The sequence below is a fragment of the Rhizobacter sp. P5_C2 genome (assembly GCF_054049715.1).
The window spans coordinates 1-19,936 of record NZ_JBFULV010000111.1; the positions used below are offsets into that span (position 1 = coordinate 1).

Below are 19,936 nucleotides of genomic sequence, written 5' to 3' on the forward strand. Positions count from 1 at the left end.
CCGCCACGTCCGTCACATTGGTCAGCGTGTTGACTCCACCCATGCCGTCCGACCGATTGAACCAATCCAGCGGATGCTTCGACGCCGGGTTGCACGGCGTCGTGCCGCATTGCGCCATCGCCAACGCAGGCATCAGGCACGCACAGGCCAGCAGCGCCAGCAGGCGCCACATCTTTGAACTCATTCACGTCCTCCCTGACCCTTCCGTGGGAACCGCCCCTACGCAACGGCCGGGCGGCCTTCAGCGCGACATCGCAGCTTCTACTGCCGGCTGCATCGATGTCGCGAACGGCGGATTAGACGAGAACGTAATGACGGAAACAAGTGCCTGTCGGGGACCCGCCGACAATTGTTGACGATCTGCAATTCGCTCACGGAACGCAAGCTTGCGTCACACCGGCGCGGAATGAGGAGACGCATCGCGCTTCAGCTGCGTGATTCATCCGATTTCCCGAGAGAAAGAACCCCTCACCGCCCCGCCGAGCTGCTCTCCAGCGTGCGCAGCAATTCTTCGCGCTCGTCTTCGTCCTCCACATGCTGCGCGAGCAGCTTGAAGAACTCGTCGCGCGACGCAGCCCGCGAGGCCGCGCGCGACACGATCACCCGTGCCACCGGGCCGACATGCTGCGTGAGCGCCAGCTCGGCCACGCGCATCACCTGGTCGCCCAGCAGCGTGTCGTCGGCGGCACGCCGCCGCGTCGTGACCGCGGCCCCGCCCGAACCCAGCGTGCCGAAAGAACTCGCGCGTGAGCGCGTGCGCTGAAGGAACTGGTCGCGCCCGGCTTCGGTGTCGATCTGCTCGGCCAGCGTTTGCCGCAACGACATCAGGTCGCCGGTCGACCGCGCGGCGCGCTGCACCAGCACGCGCGCCAGCGGCCCGATCGATTGCGCCAGCTCCGACTCCAGCATCTGCAGCGTCTCGGCATGCCATTGCGACGGCCGCACCGGTGCCCGCTGCGGCTGCGTGCCCAGCGCGAAGGTGCCGCGCTGCCAATCGCTCGCGCGCCCGTCCGGCAGCGTCGGCGCGCTCTGCAGCTCGATGAACGAGCTGCCCGCTTCAACCCGCGCCGCGATCGGCGGCAGCCCGAGCGCCTCGCTGGCCTGCGCCATCAGCGCGTGCTTGAACTCCATCGCCGTCGCGAAACGGTCATCCGGCCGCTTGGCCATCGCGCGCGCCACCACCGGGTCGAACCACTGCGGCCGGTGGCTGCCATGCACCCGCGACGGCGGCAGCGGCTCGCTGCTCAGCGTCTGGAACATCACGTTCTCGTTGCTGCCGACGAAGGGCGGGCGCCCCGCGAGCAGCATGTACAGCAGCACGCCGGCCGCGAAGATGTCGACGCGCCGGTCGACCTGCTCGCCGGCGTACTGCTCGGGCGCCATGTGGCCGGGCGTGCCGATCGTCGAGCTGACCTGCGACAGCCCCATCGTCGCGATGCGCGCAATGCCGAAGTCGACGATCTTCAAGCGACCGTCATTGGTCCACAACAGGTTGGCCGGCTTGATGTCGCGGTGCCACACGCCTTGCTCGTGCGCGTAATGCAGGCCGTCGAGCAGCTGGCCCATCAGCCCGACGATGTCGGCATCGTCGAAACGCGTGCCGCGGCGCAGCGGCTCCTTCAATGTGGAGCCCTGCACGTACTCCATCACGATGTACGGCTCGGCGTCGTGCTCACCATAGTCGTGCACCGCAACGATGTTGTGGTGCATCAGCCGGGCCGCGGCCTGCGCTTCGTTGCGGAAGCGGGCCAGCAGCGCACCACCACCGCCCTGCTCCACCAGCGGGCGGCGCAAGGTCTTGATCGCGACGGTGCGCCGAAGCACCGTGTCGGTGGCCTTGTAGACCACGCCCATGGCGCCTTCGCCGATCACCTGGTTGATCGCGTATTTGGAGAGCTGGGTCGGATGGTTCATTCGACGTCGCGCAAGAGGGCTCGCTGAATGGATGGGAACGCGATACCACGCAAGGCTACACGACAAAAGCGGCACTGGCGTGTCGCTTCTCGCAATTGCTTGCACCTGGTTTCCACTGGGCGACGCGCTGGCTTTCACCTGGCTTACACGCCGCGCGAACGTTCGTTCGAAACCGCTTTCAAAAAATGCGCTGCAAGGCCTTCGCGGCACTGTCCCCAGCTTCGCTTCCGGCCCCTGCCGGACTCGCGCCGGCCCCTAACCTTGCATCCATGCAGTCGACGCAACACACCGCGAAGACAGCCAACGAAACCGGACACAAGCCGTGCGATTCCTGACCACCCTGATTGCCGCCGCCGCCCTCGCCAGCATGCAGCCTGCCGCTGCTGCCGATGCGACGCCTTTCTCGGGCAAGCGATTCGTCTACCGCGCCGACGGCAAGAAGTTGCCCGACGTGCTGCAGGACTTCGCCGCCAGCCAGGGCATCCCGGTGGTCGTCGACTCCGGGGTCGACGGCTCGGTGAACGCCAACTTCAACACCCGCCCCGAAGACTTCCTGAACGCGATGACCCGCACCTACGGCGTCATCTGGTACTTCGACGGCACGACGCTGTTCGTCTACCCGTCCCGGGCGATGCAGAGCCGGGTGTTCCGGATGCGCGGCTACGACCGCCAGCAGGTGCGCTCGATGCTCGGCTCGCTGGGCCTGGGCGATGCGCGCTTCCCGCTCAAGTTCGACGACCGCCAGCAGACGCTGCTGGCCTACGGCCCGCCGCGCCACATCGAGCTGGTCTCGACGGTGCTCGAGCAGCTGGAGCGCGACGGCCATGACCGCATCGGCAAATCGATCCAGGTCTTCCCGCTGCGCTTCGCGACGGCCGGCGACCGGGTGTTCGGCAACGCCAAGGTGCCGGGCCTCGCCAGCACGCTGAACAGCCTGTTCTCGAACAACAGCGCCGGCGGCGGTGCCGCAAGCGGCGCCCAGGCGCTGAAGGGCGCCGTCAACGGCATGGTCGGCCGCGCCGACAAGGCCCGCGCCGCGCAGGCCACCTACGGACTGAAGCTGCCCGAGACCGGCGGCGGCAGCAACGCGAACAAGCGCGACGACGAGCTGCGTGCCAACCAGCTGGGCAGCTCCGACGCGTTGGTGCCCTCCGAGGCCGAGCGCCCGTTCTTCCAGGCCGAGGAGGCCACCAACGCGATCATCGTGCGCGGCCTGCCCGACCGGATGCGCGAGTACGAGACGCTGATCCGCCAGCTCGACATCGCACAAGATCTGGTCGAGATCGAGGCCACGATCATCGACGTGAGCAGCGATGCGTTCGAATCGCTCGGCGTCGACTGGACCTTCACCAAAGACGGCGTGACCCGCCTGACGGTGTCACCCGGTTCGCCCGGCTCGCAGCCCGGMGCGGCCGGCAGCAACGCGCTGACCGGCAGCAACGTGACCACGCTGGTGGGCAACGCCGGCAAGCAACTGCTGGCCCGCATCCGTGCCCTCGAAGGCACCGGCAAGGCCAACATCCTGGCGCGCCCCAAGGTGCTGGGCGCCGTGAACCGCACCGCCACGATGACCGACAAGCGCGTCGCCTCGGTGCGCGTGGCCGGCAACCTGGACGCCAACCTCTTCACCATCGAGGCCGGCACCACGCTGCAGGTGACGCCGCAGATCGTCGCCTACACCGACCACCGCGAGGTGCGGCTGTCGCTGTCGATCCAGGACGGCAACTTCGAAGGCACGGTCGTCGACTCGGTCCCGGTCATCAAGCAGACCGAGATCAGCACCGAGGCCACCGTGCGCGAAGGCGAAAGCCTGCTGATCGGCGGCATCTCGATCGAATCGAACAGCAAGGGCCGCAGCGGCCTGCCGGGGCTCTCGCGCATCCCGCTGCTCGGTGCGGCGTTCCGCCACGATGAGAGCTCGAGCTTCCGCAGCGAACGCCTGTTCCTGCTGACGCCGAAGGTGATCGCGGTCGGCCGCGCGGCAGCGACGCCGACGGTCCCGACACCGCCGCCCACGCCCGCCCCGACACCCGCTCCGGCACCGGTCCCCGAGTTGCCCGCACCGCTCGCGCCGCCGCCGTCGTCCTCGTCGACGCCGCGCACCGGCAGCTCGCAGCGCGGCTTCGCCGGCCCGACCGCCGTCGCCTCGCTGACCACCTACGGCGCGCTGTCGCCCGGCTACGTGATCCCGACGCTGAAGCCGCTGCTGACGCCGCGCGCCGCACTGCTGCCCGGCAGCACCGCCCCCGCACCGGTCGTTGCCACGGCGGCCACCACGTCGCTCAACACGAAGACCGCGGCCGGCACGACCGGCAAGACGACGACCAAGGCCACCGCGCCGAAGGCCGGCTGTGCGGCCCAGGCGATGGGCCTGGCCACCGGCTGCGACACCAAGGGAGCACGCTGACATGAGCACTTCGCCGGCGCACAAACGCCTTCGCATCCTGAGCGGCACGCATGCCGGTGCCTTCTTAGATTTGAGTCCAGGAACCCATTCGATCGGACAAGCAGATGAATGCGACATTTCCATTGCCGACTGGCAGTTTCAGGCCCTCACGCTGCGCCTCGGCACCGACGGTGTCGCGCTGGCACAGTGGACGAACGGCAGCCCGCAGCTGCTTCGCTTCGATGACTTCGTCCCGGTCGACTTCGGCGGTGTCAGCGTCTGCACCGGCCCCAGCGATTCCGACTGGCCCGATGACGCCGCGCTGCTGGCCGCAACCCGCGCCGTCGCGCCGTCGGGCAGCCTGGCTGCCGTCCGTCAACGGCTGGTGGCCCGACCTTCCCGTGCCGTCCCCGGAGCGCTCGCAGTGATCGTGGCACTGGTCTCGGCCGGCTGGCTGGTCTCGGCCAGCTCCAAGGCCAGCGAGGCGCCCGCGCCGACGCTGGAGATGACCCGCGCCACGCTGCAGCGTGCGATCGACGGCGTGGCCGCCGGCCGGCTGTCGGTGCGCATCGCCCAGGGCTCGCTGAGCATCGACGGCCTGCTCGACAACGCCGAGCAGCTGCGCGCGGTGAACACTGCACTGAACGCCGCGCTGAAGGCCGCACCCGCCGGCTTCCCGCTGCAGCAGCACGTGTCGGTGGCGACCGATGTGGCCGAGACGATCCGCAATGCGATCGGCCTGCCCGGCGCGCAGATCACCTACCGCGGCGCCGGCGTCTTCAGCTACGCGGTGAAGGCCAACGACGTGGCCGCGACGCAGGCCTCGATCGACCGCGTCACCGCCGACCTGACGCCCATCGTCAAGCGCATCGACGCGGTGCTCGAGGAGCCTGCCGCGCCGCAGCCGCCGAGCCCGTCGGTCCTGTCCTCCCTGTCAGCCGACGGCGTGTCGGTGATGGAAACCCGTGACGGCGTGAAGCACCTGGTGCTCACCGTCGCCCCCGATTCGGTGCTGACCACCGGTCAGACCGCCCTCCAAGGAGTCCGTTGATGAGCACCGATCTCGCCCCCCCGCCGGCCGACCTGCTGGCCGATTTCGACAAGCTGCAGGCCACCGTGAACGACGACACCACCGGCGAGAAGACCCGCCGCCTGGCCAAGTACTTCGCCCAGGCCGAGACGCTCAGCCAGCAGATGCAGCTGCGCGCCACGGACTTCGAGGAGAAGAACTTCGCCGGCCTCGTCAGCGACGCCTTCGCCGCGGCCCGCCGCATCGTGCTGGTGGCCTGGCAGAAGACCCACGGCCGCGAACTGGCCGCCTGATCAACCCATCGACGAAGCCGAGACACGCATGAGCCACGCCCACGAAACGAACGCCGCGCAGCCCCTGGACATCGAAGTCGTCCGCAAGCTGGTGGCCGTGATGTGGCTCGGCAGCGTGCATGGATGCGGCACGGAAGCCGCGGCGATCTTCAGCGCGCTGTCGCGCATGTGGCCCGGCGGCGGGCTGCAGCAGGCGATCGACGCGGCCGCCGCGGCAAACCGGTCCAGGTCGATTGAAGACGAATTCGCAAGAGCAACGTGACCCGCTCTCGATAGCGGACGCCTCCGGGGCGTCCGGCAAGTGGTCGCAATTTTTGATCTCTCTCACTCAACCAACTGAAGGAAAACATCATGGGTATCCCGAATTTCATGTCGAACACCGGTGTTCTGGGCAAGGTCAAGGGCGGTTTTGACATGCTCAAGGGCGCTGCCGGCAACAAGGTGTCGACCGCTGGCGTGGAAGGCGCCTCCAACGACGCCCGCAACTCGACCGGCGACGCGCTGAACAGCAACGGCCAGAAGGACGTCAACGACACCGCGGCGGCGCTGACGAGTGGCGTGCAGGATGCCGCCGCGATGACGAAGATGAACATGCAGGCCAGCTCCGCGATGGCCGCCATGAACATGATGGCCTCGGTGAACGACGGTCTGAACAGCGTCATGAAGAAGGCTGGCGAGTCGTTCAAGTCGGCTGCGCAATAAGCGCGTTCATGGCGGACCGACCGTCCGCCCTTTTTCCCCAGCAGTACTCCCGGGGCGCCGGGTCGGCGGCGCCACCTTTCCACCTTCTCCCTGAATTCGCCTGAAGGATATGCCCATGTCCGCTCCCAAGCTGCCGAAGTGGCAAACCGATCTGTTCGCCGCGGTGTACACGCTGGCGACCGACATCGCGCCGCGCGCCGACGTGGCAGCGGTCCTGAAGCTGATGTCCGCCGTGCACCCGAACCTGCCGCAGCTGGCAGCGGCCGAGGCGCGGATCCTGATCCATGCCGGCGACCTCAACGGCGCCCGCTCCGTGCTGGAGCGCACCGAACGGGCCCACCCGTCCAACGCGGTCATCAAGGCCATGCTGTCCTTCTGCCTGTACGTGCAGCAGGACGGGCTGTGGGAAGCCTATGCCGAGGAGGCGCTCGCGCTGCCGCATGACGCCGCCGCGCGCGGAATCATCAAGGCAATGGAGGCGAGTTCGAACAAGAAGATCCGCGTGCTGTCCCAGGACACGTCCGCGCACCTGTCGATGCTGCCCCCCATGGCCATGATCTGCTGAACGGAGCCCCATCATGATGGACGCCATCTCCCCCATCGGCCCGGCCGAGCAGGCGCTCAAGGCGCTCGCCACCCACGCCACGCAAGGCACCTCGGGCGCGGTCGTGCCGCCGGCCCAGGCCCCGGTCACCCCCGAGATGCAGCAGCGCTTCGAATCGCTGATGCAACGCCACAACGATCACACCACGCATGAGGTCAGCCGCACCGGCAACGTGATCCAGCACGTGATCGAGCGCCAGCAGGGCGACCTGCAGCGCGTCGAAGGCCAGGTCGAGAACTTCCTGGCCGCGGCGCCCGGCATGGGCGCCTCCGAGGTGGTCGCCGCGTCGATGGCCGTCAGCCGCAACGTCGCGGTGACGAACCTGAAGCTGCAGATCGCCACCTCGATCACGCAGGGCTCGAACAAGAGCCTGCAAACCCTGTTGAAGAACCAGTGACCCTTGCGGTCCTGAAGGAGCCCCCCATGCCGTCCGCCCTGTCGATCCCCACCCCCCCGGCCTTCCTGCTGCGCGCGATCGTGCTCGCCGCCTGCGCCCTCGCGCTGGCCGGCTGCAAGCAGGACGTCTACACGAAGCTGACCGAGGCCGACGCCAACGACATGCTGGGCGTGCTGCTGATGGCCAACCTCGACGCCGCCAAGGCCAGCCCCGACGGCAAGACCTGGAACGTCGCGGTCGAGACCGACCACATGGGCCGCGCGCTCGCGGTGCTGCGCGCCAACGGGCTGCCGGCCGAGCGCCGCGCCAACCTGGGCGAGATGTTCAAGAAGGACGGCCTGATCTCCACGCCGACCGAAGAGCGGGTGCGCTTCATCTACGGCGTGTCGCAGGAGCTCGAGAAGACGCTGTCGAGCATCGACGGCGTGGTCTCGGCGCGGGTGCACGTGGTGCTGCCCAACAACGACCCGCTGGCCGAGCACGTGAAGCCGTCGAGCGCGTCGGTGTTCATCAAGCACCGCTCCGAATCGAACGTGGCCACGTTGGTGCCGACGGTGAAGAACCTGGTGGTGCGCAGCGTCGAGGGCCTGTCGTACGAGAACGTCAACGTGACGCTGGTGGCCGCGGCCGCGCTGCCGGAAGCGACCAGCGCGGCGATCGCGCAGCGCAGCGGCATGTCGCCGGTGCTCGGGCTGTCGCTGCTGTTCGGCGCGATCGCGCTGCTCGGCGGTGGCGGCTATGCCGTCGCACGCAGCCGCGGCCTGCTGAAGCCCGCCAACGCTGCTGCCGCCGGAGCTGCCTGATGAACGCGCTGCCCGCGTCTGCCGAGCCCGTGCCGCTGCTGCGCCACCTGCTGGCGACCGCGCGCGCCAAATCCGCCGACATCGCCGCGCAGTTGCACCCGGCCTGGGTGCAGGCCGCCTGGCAGCGCATCGGCTTCGACACGCCGCCGGCCGGCGCCGGCACGCGCAGCGAGGCCGCGCTGGCCTCGGCGCTGGGTTCCGTCTATGGGCTGCGCTGGGCCTCGCTCGCCGGCTTCCAGCACCGGGCCCACCGCATCGCGCTGCTGCCGCGCGACCAGGTGCTGCGCGTGCTGGCCGCCGTCGCGCTGCATGCCGAGCGCGAGCGCGTGCGCCGCTGCATCGGCCGCGGTGCACGCCAGGCCGTCATCGAGCGCATCGGCGAGGCGGCCTACAACGAACTGATGTCGGCACCGCGGACCGAAGCCGGCGCCGCCGGCGCGTTGTCGGCGTCCGATCTCGACCCCGAACGGCTGGCCGCCGCCGGCTACGCCCGCCTCAGCGAGCGCCGCGAATGGCATTGCAAGCACACGCTGGCCTGGGTGCGGCTCGCCCTCGCGCCAGGCAGCACGCCGGGCAGCACGCCGAGCGACCCGTCCTTCGCTTTTCCGTCCGCGTCTTCTTCCGCCGCCCCATCGACCTCGCCCCCCGGCGATTCAATGATGGCTCGACTCCCCCATTACTTTCCGGAGCATGCATGGCTGTTTGGCTCACCCATGGACCGTGCACTGTCGGCCTAGACGACGGCGTGCTGCGCGCGCAAGACCACGCGCGCCTCGTGTCGTCGGCCGAAGTCGCCGCGGCGATCGACACCGAGCGCGAGCGCGTGCTGGCCGAGGCGCAAGCCCAGGCCGAAGCGCTGCTCGCCGACGCCCAGGCCCAGGCCGACGAACTGCTCGTGCAGGCGCAGGCGCAGTTCGACGGCGCCTGGCAGCAGGGCTTCGACCAGGGCACGCAGGATGCCGCCGCGCACTGGGCCTCGCAGCAGTTGCAGGCCGCCGACGCGCGCCGGCGCACGCTGGTGCGCCAGAGCGAGCGGCTGTCGGGCATCGTCTCGATGGCGGTGGAGCGCGTGATCGAGCAGGAAGACCGCTCGGCGCTGTACCGGCGCTCGCTGCGCACCATCACGAAGCTGGTGAAGGATTCGGCGCTGCTGACGCTGCGCGTGCCCGAGGCCGACCGCGAGAACGCGCAGCGCGCCGTGGCCGAGCTGACCGCGCAGCTGCCGCAGGGCACGGTGATCGAGGTGATCGCCGACCCGCAGATGCCGGAAGGCGCCTGCCGCTTCGAATCGGACAGCGGCGTCATCGATGCCGGCCTCGACACGCAGCTGGCGGCGATCCGCCGGGCGGTGGAGCGTGCGGCACGCGAGATGGCACAGGCCGGCGACGATGACGCAGGCGATGAAGCCGAAGCCATCGACGACACCGGCGACCACGACCACGACGACACCCCCACCGAAGACCACCTGGAAGCCGCTTGACCATGGACACCAGCTTTCAGCGCTTCGTCAGCACGCTCGAACAGGAGCTGACGCATGAGGATGTGCTGACCCGCACCGGCCGCGTCACCGAGGTGGTCGGCACGCTGATCCGCGCGAGCGGGCTGGACGCCAAGGTCGGCGAGCTGTGCGAGCTGCGCGACCCGCGCGGCCGCCTGCTGCAGCGCGCCGAGGTGGTCGGCTTCGGCAAGCACGGCGCCCTGTTGTCGCCGTTCGGCTCGATGGGCGGCGTCTCCGAAGGCACGCAGGTGGTCGGCACCGGCAAGCCGCTGTCGGTGCGGGTCGGCCCGCAACTGCTCGGCCGCGTGATCAGCGGCCTGGGCGACCCGATCGACGGGCTCGGCCCGCTGCAGGGCGACGAAGAGCGCCCGGTGTTCGCCGACCCGCCGGACCCGATGAGCCGCGCGATGATCGAGCATCCGCTGCCCACCGGCATCAAGATCATCGACGGCCTGATGACGCTCGGCGAAGGCCAGCGCATGGGCATCTTCGCGCCGGCCGGCGTCGGCAAGAGCACGCTGATGGGCATGCTGGCGCGTGGCGCACAGTGCGACGTCAGCGTGATCGCGCTGATCGGCGAACGCGGCCGCGAAGTGCGCGAGTTCATCGAGTTCATCCTCGGCCCCGAAGGCATGGCGAAATCGGTCGTGGTGTGCGCCACCTCCGACCGTTCGAGCATCGAGCGCGCGAAGGCCGCCTACGTGGCCACCGCGGTCGCCGAGTACTACCGCGACCAGGGCAAGCGCGTGCTGCTGATGATGGATTCGCTGACGCGCTTCGCACGCGCCCAGCGCGAGATCGGCCTGGCCGCCGGCGAGCCGCCGGCGCGCCGCGGCTTCCCGCCGTCGGTGTTCGCCGAGCTGCCGCGGCTGCTCGAGCGCACCGGCATGGGCGCTGTCGGCTCGATCACCGCGCTGTACACCGTGCTGGCCGAGGACGAGAGCGGCGGCGACCCGATCGCCGAGGAAGTGCGCGGCATCCTGGACGGCCACATGATCCTGTCGCGCAAGATCGCGGCGAAGAACCAGTACCCGGCGATCGACGTGCTGGGCAGCCTGTCGCGGGTGATGACGCAGATCGTGCCGGCCGAGCATGCCGAGGCGGCCGGCCACCTGCGCAACCTGATGGCCAAGTACGACGAGGTCGAGATGCTGCTGCAGGTCGGCGAGTACCAGGCCGGCAACGACCCGGTGGCCGACCTGGCGATCGAGCGCGTCGGCGAGATCCGCGCGTTCCTGAACCAGAAGACCAGCGACCTGATGCCGTACGAGGACATCCTCGGGCAGCTGGCGGAGGTGGTCAGGTGAGTGCCCCGGTGAAGGCACTGCGCACGCTCGTCAAGGTGCGCAAGCGCCAGGGCGAGCGGCTCGAAGCCGAGGTGCAGGCGGCGCGCAAGCAGCTCGCCGAACTCGAGGAAGCGCGCCAGGCTGCCGAAGGCGAACTCGCCGCCTGCCGTGCCGATGAAGCCACCGCGCGCGACGAACGCGACGCGCTGCTGCGTACGTCCTTCACGCCGTACGCGGTGCGTGCGGCGGACTATCGCATCGAGGACCTGAAAGGCGCCACCGCGCAGGCCGAGAAGACGCTGGCCGACAGCCACAAGCACATCGAGCGCCAGGCCACCGTGGTGCAGGCCGCGCAGGCCGCGGTGCGCCGCAACGACCAGCGCATCGAGAGCTTCGAACAGCGCATCGCCACCATCCTGCGCGAGCGCGAGGCGGCGATCGAGGAGCTGGCCGAGGAAGAGACCGAGGAGGCCGGCGCCGCGCGCTTCGTCGCCCGCCAGCGCGCCCAGCGCCAGGAAGCCGCCCATGGATGACATGCAAGGCCTGTACGAGGTCGCGGCGCGCACGCTGCACCCGCTGGAAGACCTGTTCCTCGCGACCGCGCTCGCGAGCCTGCGCCTGTTCGCCGCGTTCAACGTGCTGCCGCCGATGGGCGACCAGTTCGTGCAGGGCTACGTGCGCGCCGGCCTCGTCGTGATCATCGGCGGCTTCGTCGCGTTCGGCCTGCCGGCCGACGTCGCAAGCAACCTGACGGCCGCCCAGTGGGCCGGCTTCGCGCTGAAGGAATCGATGATCGGCCTGCTGATGGGCTTTGCCGCGTCGACGGTGTTCTGGGTCGCCGAATGCGTGGGCGCGATGATCGACACGCAGTCCGGCTACAACAGCGTGCAGCTCACCAACCCGATGAGCGGGCAGCAGAGCACGCCGGTGTCGAACCTGCTGGTGCAGTTGGTGATCGCGGTGTTCTTCGCGCTCGGCGGCATGCTGGTGTTCATCGGCGCGATCTTCGATTCGTTCCATGTGTGGCCGCTGTTCGCGCCGATGCCCGACATGGCCAAGGTGCCGGACCTGTTCATCGTGCAGCAGACCGATACGCTGATGACCAGCACGATCAAGTTCGCCGCGCCGATGATGCTGGTGCTGGTGCTGATCGACCTGGGCTTCGGGCTGATCACGCGGGCCGCCGACAAGCTCGAACCCACCAACCTCAGCCAGCCGGTCAAGGGCGCGGTGACGATGCTGATGCTCGCGCTGCTGATCGGCGTGCTGGTCAGCCAGGTGCGGCACCTGCTGCTGCCGACCGGCTTGCTGCAGCAGTTGCAGGGCAGCCTGCAGGCGCGCTGACGACGCCCCCACTTCCTTCCCCATCGAATCTTTCCAGGAGGACGAACATGAACATGATGGTCGACAACAAGGCGTGGCTGCGGGGCCGCATCGGCACCGTCGTGCCGCAAGGCAAGCTCGGCGGCACGCCGCAGGGCGACGACCCGATGCAGCAGCTCGCGCAATCGACGATGGGGCAGCTGCCGCCGCTGTCGCTGCCGGGTGGCGACGACGAAGACGGCGAAGGCGGTGGCGCGCAGCTGCTGAAGGGCATGATCGGCGCGGTGCAGCAGGGCGGCGCGCAGCAGGCGCAGGCCAGGCAGAAGGCGACCGCGCAGCAGCAGCCGCAGCAGCAACAACAGCAACCCGTGTCGCCGGAGCAGAAGTACGCGCGCATGGAGGCGCTGTCGACGCTGGAGCGCCATGAAGGCTCGTTCAGCAAGCACGGCACCAAGATCTCCGACATGGAGAAGATGGCCAAGGACGAGAAGACGCCACCGGACCTGCGCAAGGCGCTGAACACCGTGCTGTCGGACACCGGCCCGGACAATCTGCGGGACAAGCTGGACGGCGCCAAGAACGGCAAGCTCGATCACAAGATCAGCTCGAAGGACATCCAGAAGCTGGCCGACGACCCGGAGCTGAAGGCCTACAACGAAGAGAAGGCGAAGGGCTACGCCGACAACTACATCCCGTCCGGCGACAACGGCAAGACGACCGAGGGCCGGCCCATCACGAAGAACGATGCCGAGAACGAGCTGTACAAGTTCGCCGACTACCTGCCGAAGAACATGTCGCTGGACGAGCTGCACAAGATCGTCGACGGCAGCTCGCACACCGGCAAGTGCCCGCCGCAGCTGATCGCCGCGGCCAAGTACTTCACCGACCACCCGCAGGAATGGAAGGACCTGAACAACGGCAAGGACAAGGTCTCGCATGCCAGCATGGAGGACAAGATCTCGGCCAAGGGCCAGCTCGATGCCGACCAGATGAAGGCGCTGGACCGCATCGATGCGGACCCGAACGGCGCGTTCGGCGGCAAGTTCAACCGCGACAAGCTGAAGAAGATCGCCGACGACCCGAAGGCCGCGCCGGAGGACAAGGAAGCGGCGAAGAAGTTCCTCGAGGACCCGGTGCTGTTCGGCAAGCTCGACAACGCCAAGCATGGGCGTGACATCAAGGGCGCCAAGAAGCTGTGGCAGCAGTCGGACGACGGCACGATCAGCCGCGACGACATCAAGGCTTTCCGCAGCCACCTGGAGAACAAGGAGGTCGCGACGACGCCGGCGAATGCCACGCACAAGCCGAAGGGCGCCGAGGACGTGAAGGCGGTCGGCGACATGGTGGCCGGCGAGATGGACCAGCCGGACCAGAAGAAGGCCAAGGGCGGCGGCTTCAAGAAGTTCCTGCAGGGTTGCCTGAGCGTGGTGTCGAAGATCGCCAACGTGATCTCGAAGGTGGCCGAGAAGCTGGGCCGCGTGCTGCCGCCGCCGTTCAACCTGGTGGCCAAGGCGGTCGCGGTGGGTTCGCGCGCCTGGTCGGAGGGCACCAACGTCGCCGCGACGGCGATCCAGGGTGGCGACGTGAAGAAGGCCCTGCGCGACGCCGGGCTGGACCTCGCCGGCACCGGGCTCAACGTGGTCACCAACAGCAGCGCCGGCAGCATGGTGACGGGCGCGGTGAAGACCGGGCTCAACGGGGCCAGCGGCGAGAAGCCGAAGGCGGCGGATTTCTTCTGATCCGGCTTGATGTCGATCTGATCCGATGGTGATCGGTCGACCTCGACGCCTGGCTCGCCGACTGGCTGCGCGAGCCGCTGCCCGAACTGGGCGAGCGGACACCGGCCGAGCTGCTTCGCAACCCCAAAGGACTGCGTGCAGTGGAGCAGGTGCTGGAGCGCATGCGCGGGGGCCTGTCTGCATGACGGTGGCGCTGTGGCGCATCGCCACCGACACGCCGCAGTGGAGCGCCGACGACCTGGCGGGCAAGGGGGCGGCGAGCCGCGGATCGCGATGGAATCATCCGGGGGAGCCGGTGACCTTCGCGGCGACATCGGTGTCGCTCGCGGCCTGGGAGACGCGGGCCCATCTCGGGAAGAGCGCGGGCAGGCTGCCGTGGAATCGTTTCCTCGTGCGCATCGATGTGCCGGATGCGGTCTGGGGGCAGCGCGGCTGGTCCTGCAACGGCCCGTGAGCGTCGGCTGGGATGCCATCCCCGAAGGCCAGGTCTCGCGCGAACTCGGCTCGGGGTGGTTGCGCGGCAGGGCTTCCGCCTTGCTGGTGGTGTCCTCCGTGATCATCGAGGAGGAGGACAACGTGCTCATCAACCCGGCGCATCCGGATGCGGGCGCGCTGACGGCGACGAAGGTACGACGGTTCGCCTACGACCACCGCGTGTGATTCACGCCTCAGCTGGCGTGCAGTTCCTCGCGCAGCACCTTGCGCAGCACTGCCACCGTGATCGGCCGATCTTCCGATCCGGCCTTCTTGCGCCCGGCCATCGCGTCACGCAATGCCGCATTGATCATGGTCTGATAGCCGGACCCTTGCGCTTCCGCCTTTTCGCGGAAGAACTCGATGACATCATCGTCCAGCATGATCGTGATGCGTGTCTTGCCGGGCGACGGGATGACGGCACCGCGCTTGCCCTTCGAGAAATCGTATTCCTTACGCATGGTACTGCTCCGTTTCGCCACGACTGGCCTTGCGCGCGGAGATCAACCGAGTCCGGAGGCCGCGCGGTGTGTGAACGACGACAAGAACGCGACCCATCGAATCCATGCCCAGCGTGATGAAGCGCTGCTCGGCTTCGGCATCCGGATCTTCCACCGTCACGGCGAGCGGATCGCGAAGGGCCTGCTCTGCGTGAGCGAAGCTGACCTTGTGCTTGCGAAGGTTTGTCTGCGCCTTGTCCGGGTCGAACTCGATGTCCACACGAGCATTATGCATACAAATATGCATTACCTCAAGCCGGCTCAGAGTTATCCCTGTGGCGGCGACTCGGCCGCCTTCGTGAACGAGTTGCCCGCCGCCGCCATCTGCTCGTCGAGCTTCTTGCTGAGGTCCGCGATCAGGTCGAGCATCTTGGTGAGCGCGTCCATCACTTTCTTCGGATCGTTCTTGTCGGCGCCCAGCTGCTCGAGCTCACGCAGGTTTCGGGTCCCGCCCTCGAGCTGGTCGAGCTTCTTCGAGAAATCGCCATCGCTCTCGGCGGCACCGGACGTCGCGGCCGTGCCGTGCGCCTGGCTGCCGCCCTGACCGATCGGCTTCACGCCGCCCAGCGTTTGCCGCGTCAGCGCCATGCTCGATCCGGGCCGCCCCGGGAGCGATGACATCGAAGGCGGTCGCGGCGGCGGCAGCTTCGGCGGCATGCCGCCCTGCCCCGGCGTGCCGGCCTGGCCGTGCAGCACCAGCGCCTGCGATCCGCCCTCGCCGCCCGGTGCACCATCGCGCCGCATCGTCGGCGGCAGGCTCATCGAACGCGGCCGCTGTGCCGCGCTCGTCAGCGGCGTCGCGCCGCCCTCGCGCCGCGGCGGTCCGCCCACCGATGCGTCGCGCTGCGACGGCGTCGACGGACGCGGCGTGATCGCAGGGCGGCTGCCCGGAATCGACCCCGGCGTGACGCCGGGACCGATCGAGTTCGACCGCTGCAGCCCCGGTGCGTTGCCGAGCGGAATCTGCGGCGGCATGGTGGTTCAGCGCGACGCCACGCGGCACAGGCCCAGCACCTCGCGGCTCTGCGAGCAGCTCGATGCGACCGACGCCTTGCCGGTCGACGCGACGTTGTGCGCCGGCTCGGCCTCGCTGTCGCAATGCGACAGCACCTTCTGCGTCGGCGCGTAGTACGACCAGCCCTTCGGCAGCTGCGGCGGCGCCAGGCTCACCTCCTGCCACTTCGCATGGCCTTCGGTCTTCAGCTTCTCGAAGTTGCTGCACATCGACTTGGCAAAGCGCGTCAGCGAATCGCGCACGGCCGGCGACTGGTAGTCGTAGGTCACCAGCATCGACTTGACCGACAGCGAGGTCGCGTCCTGCGTCAGCCAGTTCGGGTAGCTGGTGCTGCGGATCGTCGCCGGCACGTAGGTGCCGTCGAGCGCCTGCGTCTCGGACGCCGCGCGGTCGAGCGTCAGCAGCTTGATGTACTGGCGCGCCTCGGACTTCATGTCGGCGAACAGCTTGGCCGGCTGGCCCGCGACGACCACGACCACGTCGATCGACTTGTCGGTCGCAAGCTTCACCAGTGCCTCCTCGTTCGACAGGAAGCTGGTGTTCTGCTCGAGCATCGGGCTGCCGAACATCGCGCGGTACAGCGTGGTCGCGGTCAGTGCGGTGCCGCTGCCGACCGGGCCGACGTTGATGCGCTTGTCGCGCAGCTCATGGATGGAGCGCAGCGGCGAATCGGCGCGCGCGACGAAGTAGATCTCCTCGTCGTACAGCGGCATCACGACGCGCAGCGGCTTGATCAGCCGCGCCGCCTCGGCGTCGCCGGCATTCGCCTGGTCGAGGTAGGCACGGTACACGTCGGACTGCACCAGCGCGAGCCGCACGCCCGGCTCGGAGCGCAGGCGCCGCACGTTCTCGGCCGAGCCCTTGGAGGGCAGCACCTCGAGCGGCAGGCCGGCGGGTTTGCCGATCAGGCGCGACAGGTCGCGGCCGATCTCGATGTAGGTGCCGCGGTCGGAGCCGGTGACGATGCGGTCGCCGGCATGGGCCCCCAGCGAGGCCAGGCACAGGGCAGTGGTCAGAAGAAGTTGGCGCATGGATTTCTCCGGTGAGTGGTGGACAGCGCTCAAGGCGCCGGGAGCTCGCACAGGCCGAGGGCCCGGCGCGCAGAGGGACAGGAATCGGTGGCGGGCGGGGTTCCCGCGGGAATGGCAGCGGGTGCGGGCGTGACCGCGGGTGCGGGTTCGGGCGTTGGTGCAGCTGCCGCGACCACCACGGCCGAAGCCGCCGGTGCGGCCGACACCACCGGTGCCACCGGCACGATGGTCGCAACTTCGGGCAGCCGCGGCGCCACCGGCCGCGCACCGCTGAACGACATCGCGAACGAGGCCGCACCGGCCGCCAGCCCGCCACCCACCAGCCACGGCAGCAGGCGTGCGAACGAACGCGCCGGCTTGACCGCCGCGCTCCGGGACGCGGTCGCCTCGCGGCGCGGCGCGGCCGTCGTCAGCGCGGCGATCTCGTCGGGCTTCAGCAGCTGCAGCGTCGGCACGAAATCCGTGTCTTCGCCATCGGGCGTCGCCAGGTCGCGTTCGAGCTGCGCATCGAGCCGCGCCAGCATCGAGACGAAGGCGTCGCGTTCGCGCGCGCCGGTCTGCACGGCGGCCGCGCTCACGGTGCGCTCCGGACGATGTCGACGCGCTTCATGCCGGCCAGGAAGGCCTCTCGCATCCGGCTCTCATCAAGCTGCCCGGCCAGCACGTTGCAGAACTGGTCGCGGCTGGTGACGGCGGCCGCGGCGCGGCGCACCAGCACGTCGGCGATCGGCCCGATGTGCTCCGCCAGCAACCGTGTCGCGTGTTCGATCACCGCCTGCGGCATGGTCTGCGCATCGCGCCGCACCCGTTCCGCTTCGAGTTCGCGCAGGCTTTGCGCATCGGTGCAGTAGTTCACCGCATCGCCGATGTGGCCGAACACCAGGCAGGGCCGCAGCGGCGACTCCATCTCGCTGATGCGCTCGCCGCCGACCACCAGCAGTTGCCGGTCGTCGCGCTGCATCACCGCGGCACAGCGTGACAGCGCCTTCGCCGCGGTCAGGTCCAGGCCGCCGCTGCGGGTCAGGTCCAGCACCACCTGGCGCGAACTCCGGTTGACCCGCTCCACCGCGCCCACCGCGGCCTCGACGGTCGCGAAGAACAGCGGCTGGCCGATCTCGATCACCGGCACGTCGCGCGAGTTCGTCGCGTTCATCGGCACGCCGACGATGGTCGGTGCCATCGCGTCGGTGGCGTTGTATTCGCGGCGCACCAGGCTGTCGCGCATCTGCACGAAGGCCAGCACCGAGGCGGCGACCACGCCGGCGCCCACCGCCACCAGGATGTCGGCCGACAGCAGCAGCACGCACACCAGCGCGACCACCGCGAGCTCGCCGCGCATGCCGTGCCGGCCGGCCTGCCACTGCGCCAGCAGCTCGCGCACCGGCGGCACGGCGATCTCGCCGGCCACGCACAGCATCAGCGCGGCGATCACCGCCAGCGGCACCTTGACGATCAGCGACGCGAACACCAGCGTGCCCAGGCCCACCAGCACCGCCGACGCGAGCGCCGCACTGCGCGAGCTGGCGCCGGCCTTGATGTGCACCGACGAGGTCGAGGTGCCACCGGCCACCGGCAGCCCGCCGGCCAGCAGCGACACCAGCGAACCGATGGCACCGGCCATCAGCGCGCGGTTGGCATCGAAGCGCTGCGTGCCGAGGTCTTCGATCTGCATCGCCGAGGTCAGCGTCTCGACCGAGTTGACGAGCGCGATCACGCCGGCGAAGGCCAGCACGTCCAGCCAGCGGCCCGGCGGYCAGCCTTCGAGGAACTGCCCGACGAGGTGCGACACCGGCAGCAGCGGACCACCGGCCAGGTCGATGGCCGGCAGGTGCGGCAGGGCGCCCGGCGCGCCGAGATCGACCACCAGCGCGACCAGCAGGCCGGCCGCCAGGCCCGCCAGCATCGCGCCGCCGGCGCCGTAGCGCACCCGCAGCAACGCGAACACGCCGAAGGTGCCGATGGCGGTGCACAGCGGCGCCCACGGCCGCAGCCGGTCGGGTGCGGCCACCAGGTCGGGCAGCTCGGACCACACCAGCCGCAGCGCCAGCGCGATCACCAGGCCGGCCGTCACCGAGCTCGGGATCAGCCGGATCAGGCCGCCGAGCTTCAGCGCCGCAAAGGCCAACTGGATCAGCATCGCGACGAACAGGCACAGCGACAGCAGCGCGAGCACCTGCGGCAGCTTGGTGCCTTCGCCGGCGGCGAACGAGGCGGCCGCCGCCGCGATCACGACCGCGACCGACGCACGCGGCGAGAAGATCTGCGTCGGCACCGAGCCGAGCGCACTCGCGACGAGGGCGCCGAGCGAGGCGGCGATCAGCCCCGACAACACCATCGCCGACACCACGCCCGGCCCCATCGACGAGATCGATCCGGCCGCCACCGCGCCATACGACACGGTGGTGATCAGCGACAGCAACGCGGACAGCGAAGCCCCTCGCACGTCGCCCCAGGGCAGCGGGACGCGGTCGGGACGCAGGCCGTCGAAGGTGGAGTGTGTGGTGGAGCGCATGGTGGTGTGGGCGGTGGTGGACGGTTGTGGCTCTAGGCGTGGAACGTGGCCTGCGCCGACAGCCCGAGGGCGGCCGTCGGTGCAGAGGAAGGTCCGGAAGGTGTGCGCGGCACGACGGCCGCGTCGATGCGGTAGCCGCTGCCGTAGACGCCGCGCAGTGCGAGCGCCTCGCCGGCGCAGCGCTTGAGCTTGCGGCGCAACTGATAGATGTGCTGCTCGATCGAGCGGCCGGTGATGCCGGCGTCGGTGCCCCACACGTCCTGCGCGAGGCGGGCGCGGGTCACCAGCTGGCCGGCGTTCTCGAACAGCAGCTGCGCGAGCGCGAGTTCACGGGCCGTCAGGCCGACGCGCTGCGAGCGCGAGACGATGGCGCTCGCGCCGCGGTCGATGCTGCAGCCGGCGACGCTCGGGCCGGTCTCGGCCGGGGCC

Annotated in this window: 25 protein-coding genes and 1 pseudogene; 17 read left to right on the forward strand and 9 right to left on the reverse strand. The window is 69.4% G+C overall.

Features of this window, described 5'->3' with window-relative positions; translation table 11 throughout:
* Together ACXJLU_RS27770 and ACXJLU_RS27775 are read right to left on the reverse strand one after the other, a co-directional pair.
* The coding region (locus tag ACXJLU_RS27770) for a hypothetical protein (RefSeq protein WP_457336569.1) at positions 1 to 184 on the reverse strand (184 nt) is incomplete at its 3' end.
* Positions 185 to 468: 284 nt separating this feature from the next.
* Positions 469 to 1,914, reverse strand: a complete 1,446-nt coding sequence (locus ACXJLU_RS27775; RefSeq protein ID WP_457336571.1) for a serine/threonine-protein kinase — start codon at positions 1,912 to 1,914, stop codon at positions 469 to 471.
* Between the two features lie 322 nt (positions 1,915 to 2,236).
* On the opposite strand from ACXJLU_RS27775, the gene sctC reads away from it, so the two are divergent.
* The 17 genes and pseudogenes from sctC (at position 2,237) to ACXJLU_RS27860 (ending at position 14,635) form a co-directional block, all read left to right on the forward strand.
* Entirely contained in the window at positions 2,237 to 4,321 is a 2,085-nt protein-coding gene (gene sctC, locus ACXJLU_RS27780) for a type III secretion system outer membrane ring subunit SctC (protein WP_457336573.1), read from the forward strand.
* 1 nt (position 4,322) lies between these two features.
* Entirely contained in the window at positions 4,323 to 5,351 is a 1,029-nt protein-coding gene (locus ACXJLU_RS27785; RefSeq protein WP_457336575.1) for a hypothetical protein, read from the forward strand.
* Complete coding sequence (locus ACXJLU_RS27790) at positions 5,351 to 5,623, forward strand: hypothetical protein (protein WP_457336577.1); 273 nt, start codon at positions 5,351 to 5,353, stop codon at positions 5,621 to 5,623. Before ACXJLU_RS27785 ends, ACXJLU_RS27790 begins: the two co-directional genes overlap by 1 nt.
* 28 nt (positions 5,624 to 5,651) lie before the next feature.
* Positions 5,652 to 5,885: a hypothetical protein gene (locus ACXJLU_RS27795; RefSeq protein WP_457336579.1), complete on the forward strand. Its 234-nt coding sequence runs from the start codon at positions 5,652 to 5,654 to the stop codon at positions 5,883 to 5,885.
* An 89-nt stretch (positions 5,886 to 5,974) separates the two neighbouring features.
* Positions 5,975 to 6,325 (forward strand): hypothetical protein, encoded by a 351-nt coding sequence (locus tag ACXJLU_RS27800; RefSeq protein WP_457336581.1) that lies wholly within the window; start codon positions 5,975 to 5,977, stop codon positions 6,323 to 6,325.
* Between the two features lie 115 nt (positions 6,326 to 6,440).
* On the forward strand, positions 6,441 to 6,890 hold the full coding sequence (locus ACXJLU_RS27805; RefSeq protein ID WP_457336583.1) for an HrpB1 family type III secretion system apparatus protein: 450 nt from the start codon (positions 6,441 to 6,443) through the stop codon (positions 6,888 to 6,890).
* 13 nt (positions 6,891 to 6,903) lie between these two features.
* The gene (locus ACXJLU_RS27810) at positions 6,904 to 7,326 is read left to right on the forward strand and encodes a hypothetical protein (protein WP_457336585.1); all 423 of its coding nucleotides are present in this window, start codon (positions 6,904 to 6,906) and stop codon (positions 7,324 to 7,326) included.
* Between the two features lie 26 nt (positions 7,327 to 7,352).
* A complete protein-coding gene (sctJ, locus tag ACXJLU_RS27815) occupies positions 7,353 to 8,129 on the forward strand; it encodes a type III secretion system inner membrane ring lipoprotein SctJ (protein ID WP_457336587.1) in 777 nt (258 codons plus the stop codon).
* The gene (locus ACXJLU_RS27820; RefSeq protein WP_457336589.1) at positions 8,129 to 8,866 is read left to right on the forward strand and encodes a type III secretion protein HrpB4; all 738 of its coding nucleotides are present in this window, start codon (positions 8,129 to 8,131) and stop codon (positions 8,864 to 8,866) included. Before sctJ ends, ACXJLU_RS27820 begins: the two co-directional genes overlap by 1 nt.
* Positions 8,824 to 9,609, forward strand: a complete 786-nt coding sequence (gene sctL / locus ACXJLU_RS27825; protein ID WP_457336591.1) for a type III secretion system stator protein SctL — start codon at positions 8,824 to 8,826, stop codon at positions 9,607 to 9,609. Before ACXJLU_RS27820 ends, sctL begins: the two co-directional genes overlap by 43 nt.
* Before the next feature lie 2 nt (positions 9,610 to 9,611).
* A complete protein-coding gene (gene sctN / locus ACXJLU_RS27830; RefSeq protein ID WP_073467192.1) occupies positions 9,612 to 10,934 on the forward strand; it encodes a type III secretion system ATPase SctN in 1,323 nt (440 codons plus the stop codon).
* Complete coding sequence (locus ACXJLU_RS27835; RefSeq protein ID WP_457336593.1) at positions 10,931 to 11,446, forward strand: hypothetical protein; 516 nt, start codon at positions 10,931 to 10,933, stop codon at positions 11,444 to 11,446. Before sctN ends, ACXJLU_RS27835 begins: the two co-directional genes overlap by 4 nt.
* On the forward strand, positions 11,439 to 12,257 hold the full coding sequence (gene sctT, locus ACXJLU_RS27840; protein ID WP_457336595.1) for a type III secretion system export apparatus subunit SctT: 819 nt from the start codon (positions 11,439 to 11,441) through the stop codon (positions 12,255 to 12,257). Before ACXJLU_RS27835 ends, sctT begins: the two co-directional genes overlap by 8 nt.
* A 47-nt stretch (positions 12,258 to 12,304) precedes the next feature.
* On the forward strand, positions 12,305 to 13,975 hold the full coding sequence (locus ACXJLU_RS27845) for an HrpF/NolX family T3SS translocon protein (RefSeq protein ID WP_457336597.1): 1,671 nt from the start codon (positions 12,305 to 12,307) through the stop codon (positions 13,973 to 13,975).
* Positions 13,976 to 14,031: 56 nt separating this feature from the next.
* A pseudogene (locus tag ACXJLU_RS27850) lies at positions 14,032 to 14,160 on the forward strand (MbcA/ParS/Xre antitoxin family protein); the annotation flags it as partial.
* The gene (locus ACXJLU_RS27855) at positions 14,157 to 14,429 is read left to right on the forward strand and encodes an RES family NAD+ phosphorylase (RefSeq protein ID WP_457336599.1); all 273 of its coding nucleotides are present in this window, start codon (positions 14,157 to 14,159) and stop codon (positions 14,427 to 14,429) included. The pseudogene ACXJLU_RS27850 and the gene ACXJLU_RS27855, both read left to right, overlap by 4 nt.
* A complete protein-coding gene (locus ACXJLU_RS27860; RefSeq protein ID WP_457336601.1) occupies positions 14,351 to 14,635 on the forward strand; it encodes an RES family NAD+ phosphorylase in 285 nt (94 codons plus the stop codon). The genes ACXJLU_RS27855 and ACXJLU_RS27860 overlap by 79 nt, the downstream gene beginning before the upstream one ends.
* 8 nt (positions 14,636 to 14,643) lie before the next feature.
* Here ACXJLU_RS27860 and ACXJLU_RS27865 read toward each other — a convergent pair whose 3' ends face one another.
* The 7 genes from ACXJLU_RS27865 to ACXJLU_RS27895 all read right to left on the reverse strand — a co-directional run.
* Positions 14,644 to 14,910, reverse strand: a complete 267-nt coding sequence (locus ACXJLU_RS27865) for a BrnA antitoxin family protein (protein ID WP_457336603.1) — start codon at positions 14,908 to 14,910, stop codon at positions 14,644 to 14,646.
* The gene (locus tag ACXJLU_RS27870) at positions 14,903 to 15,169 is read right to left on the reverse strand and encodes a BrnT family toxin (protein WP_457336605.1); all 267 of its coding nucleotides are present in this window, start codon (positions 15,167 to 15,169) and stop codon (positions 14,903 to 14,905) included. The genes ACXJLU_RS27865 and ACXJLU_RS27870 overlap by 8 nt, the downstream gene beginning before the upstream one ends.
* Positions 15,170 to 15,216: 47 nt before the next feature.
* A complete protein-coding gene (locus ACXJLU_RS27875) occupies positions 15,217 to 15,924 on the reverse strand; it encodes a hypothetical protein (RefSeq protein ID WP_457336607.1) in 708 nt (235 codons plus the stop codon).
* Between the two features lie 6 nt (positions 15,925 to 15,930).
* Positions 15,931 to 16,995 carry a TAXI family TRAP transporter solute-binding subunit gene (locus tag ACXJLU_RS27880; RefSeq protein WP_457336609.1) on the reverse strand — a complete coding sequence of 355 codons (1,065 nt, stop codon included), beginning with the start codon at positions 16,993 to 16,995 and terminating at the stop codon, positions 15,931 to 15,933.
* Between the two features lie 29 nt (positions 16,996 to 17,024).
* Positions 17,025 to 17,573, reverse strand: coding sequence for a hypothetical protein (locus tag ACXJLU_RS27885; RefSeq protein WP_457336611.1), 549 nt, complete (start codon positions 17,571 to 17,573; stop codon positions 17,025 to 17,027).
* The gene (locus tag ACXJLU_RS27890) at positions 17,570 to 19,507 is read right to left on the reverse strand and encodes a SulP family inorganic anion transporter (RefSeq protein ID WP_457336613.1); all 1,938 of its coding nucleotides are present in this window, start codon (positions 19,505 to 19,507) and stop codon (positions 17,570 to 17,572) included. The genes ACXJLU_RS27885 and ACXJLU_RS27890 overlap by 4 nt, the downstream gene beginning before the upstream one ends.
* A gap of 32 nt (positions 19,508 to 19,539) precedes the next feature.
* Positions 19,540 to 19,936 (reverse strand): winged helix-turn-helix domain-containing protein (locus tag ACXJLU_RS27895; RefSeq protein ID WP_457336615.1); only part of this gene is annotated, 397 nt, incomplete at its 5' end.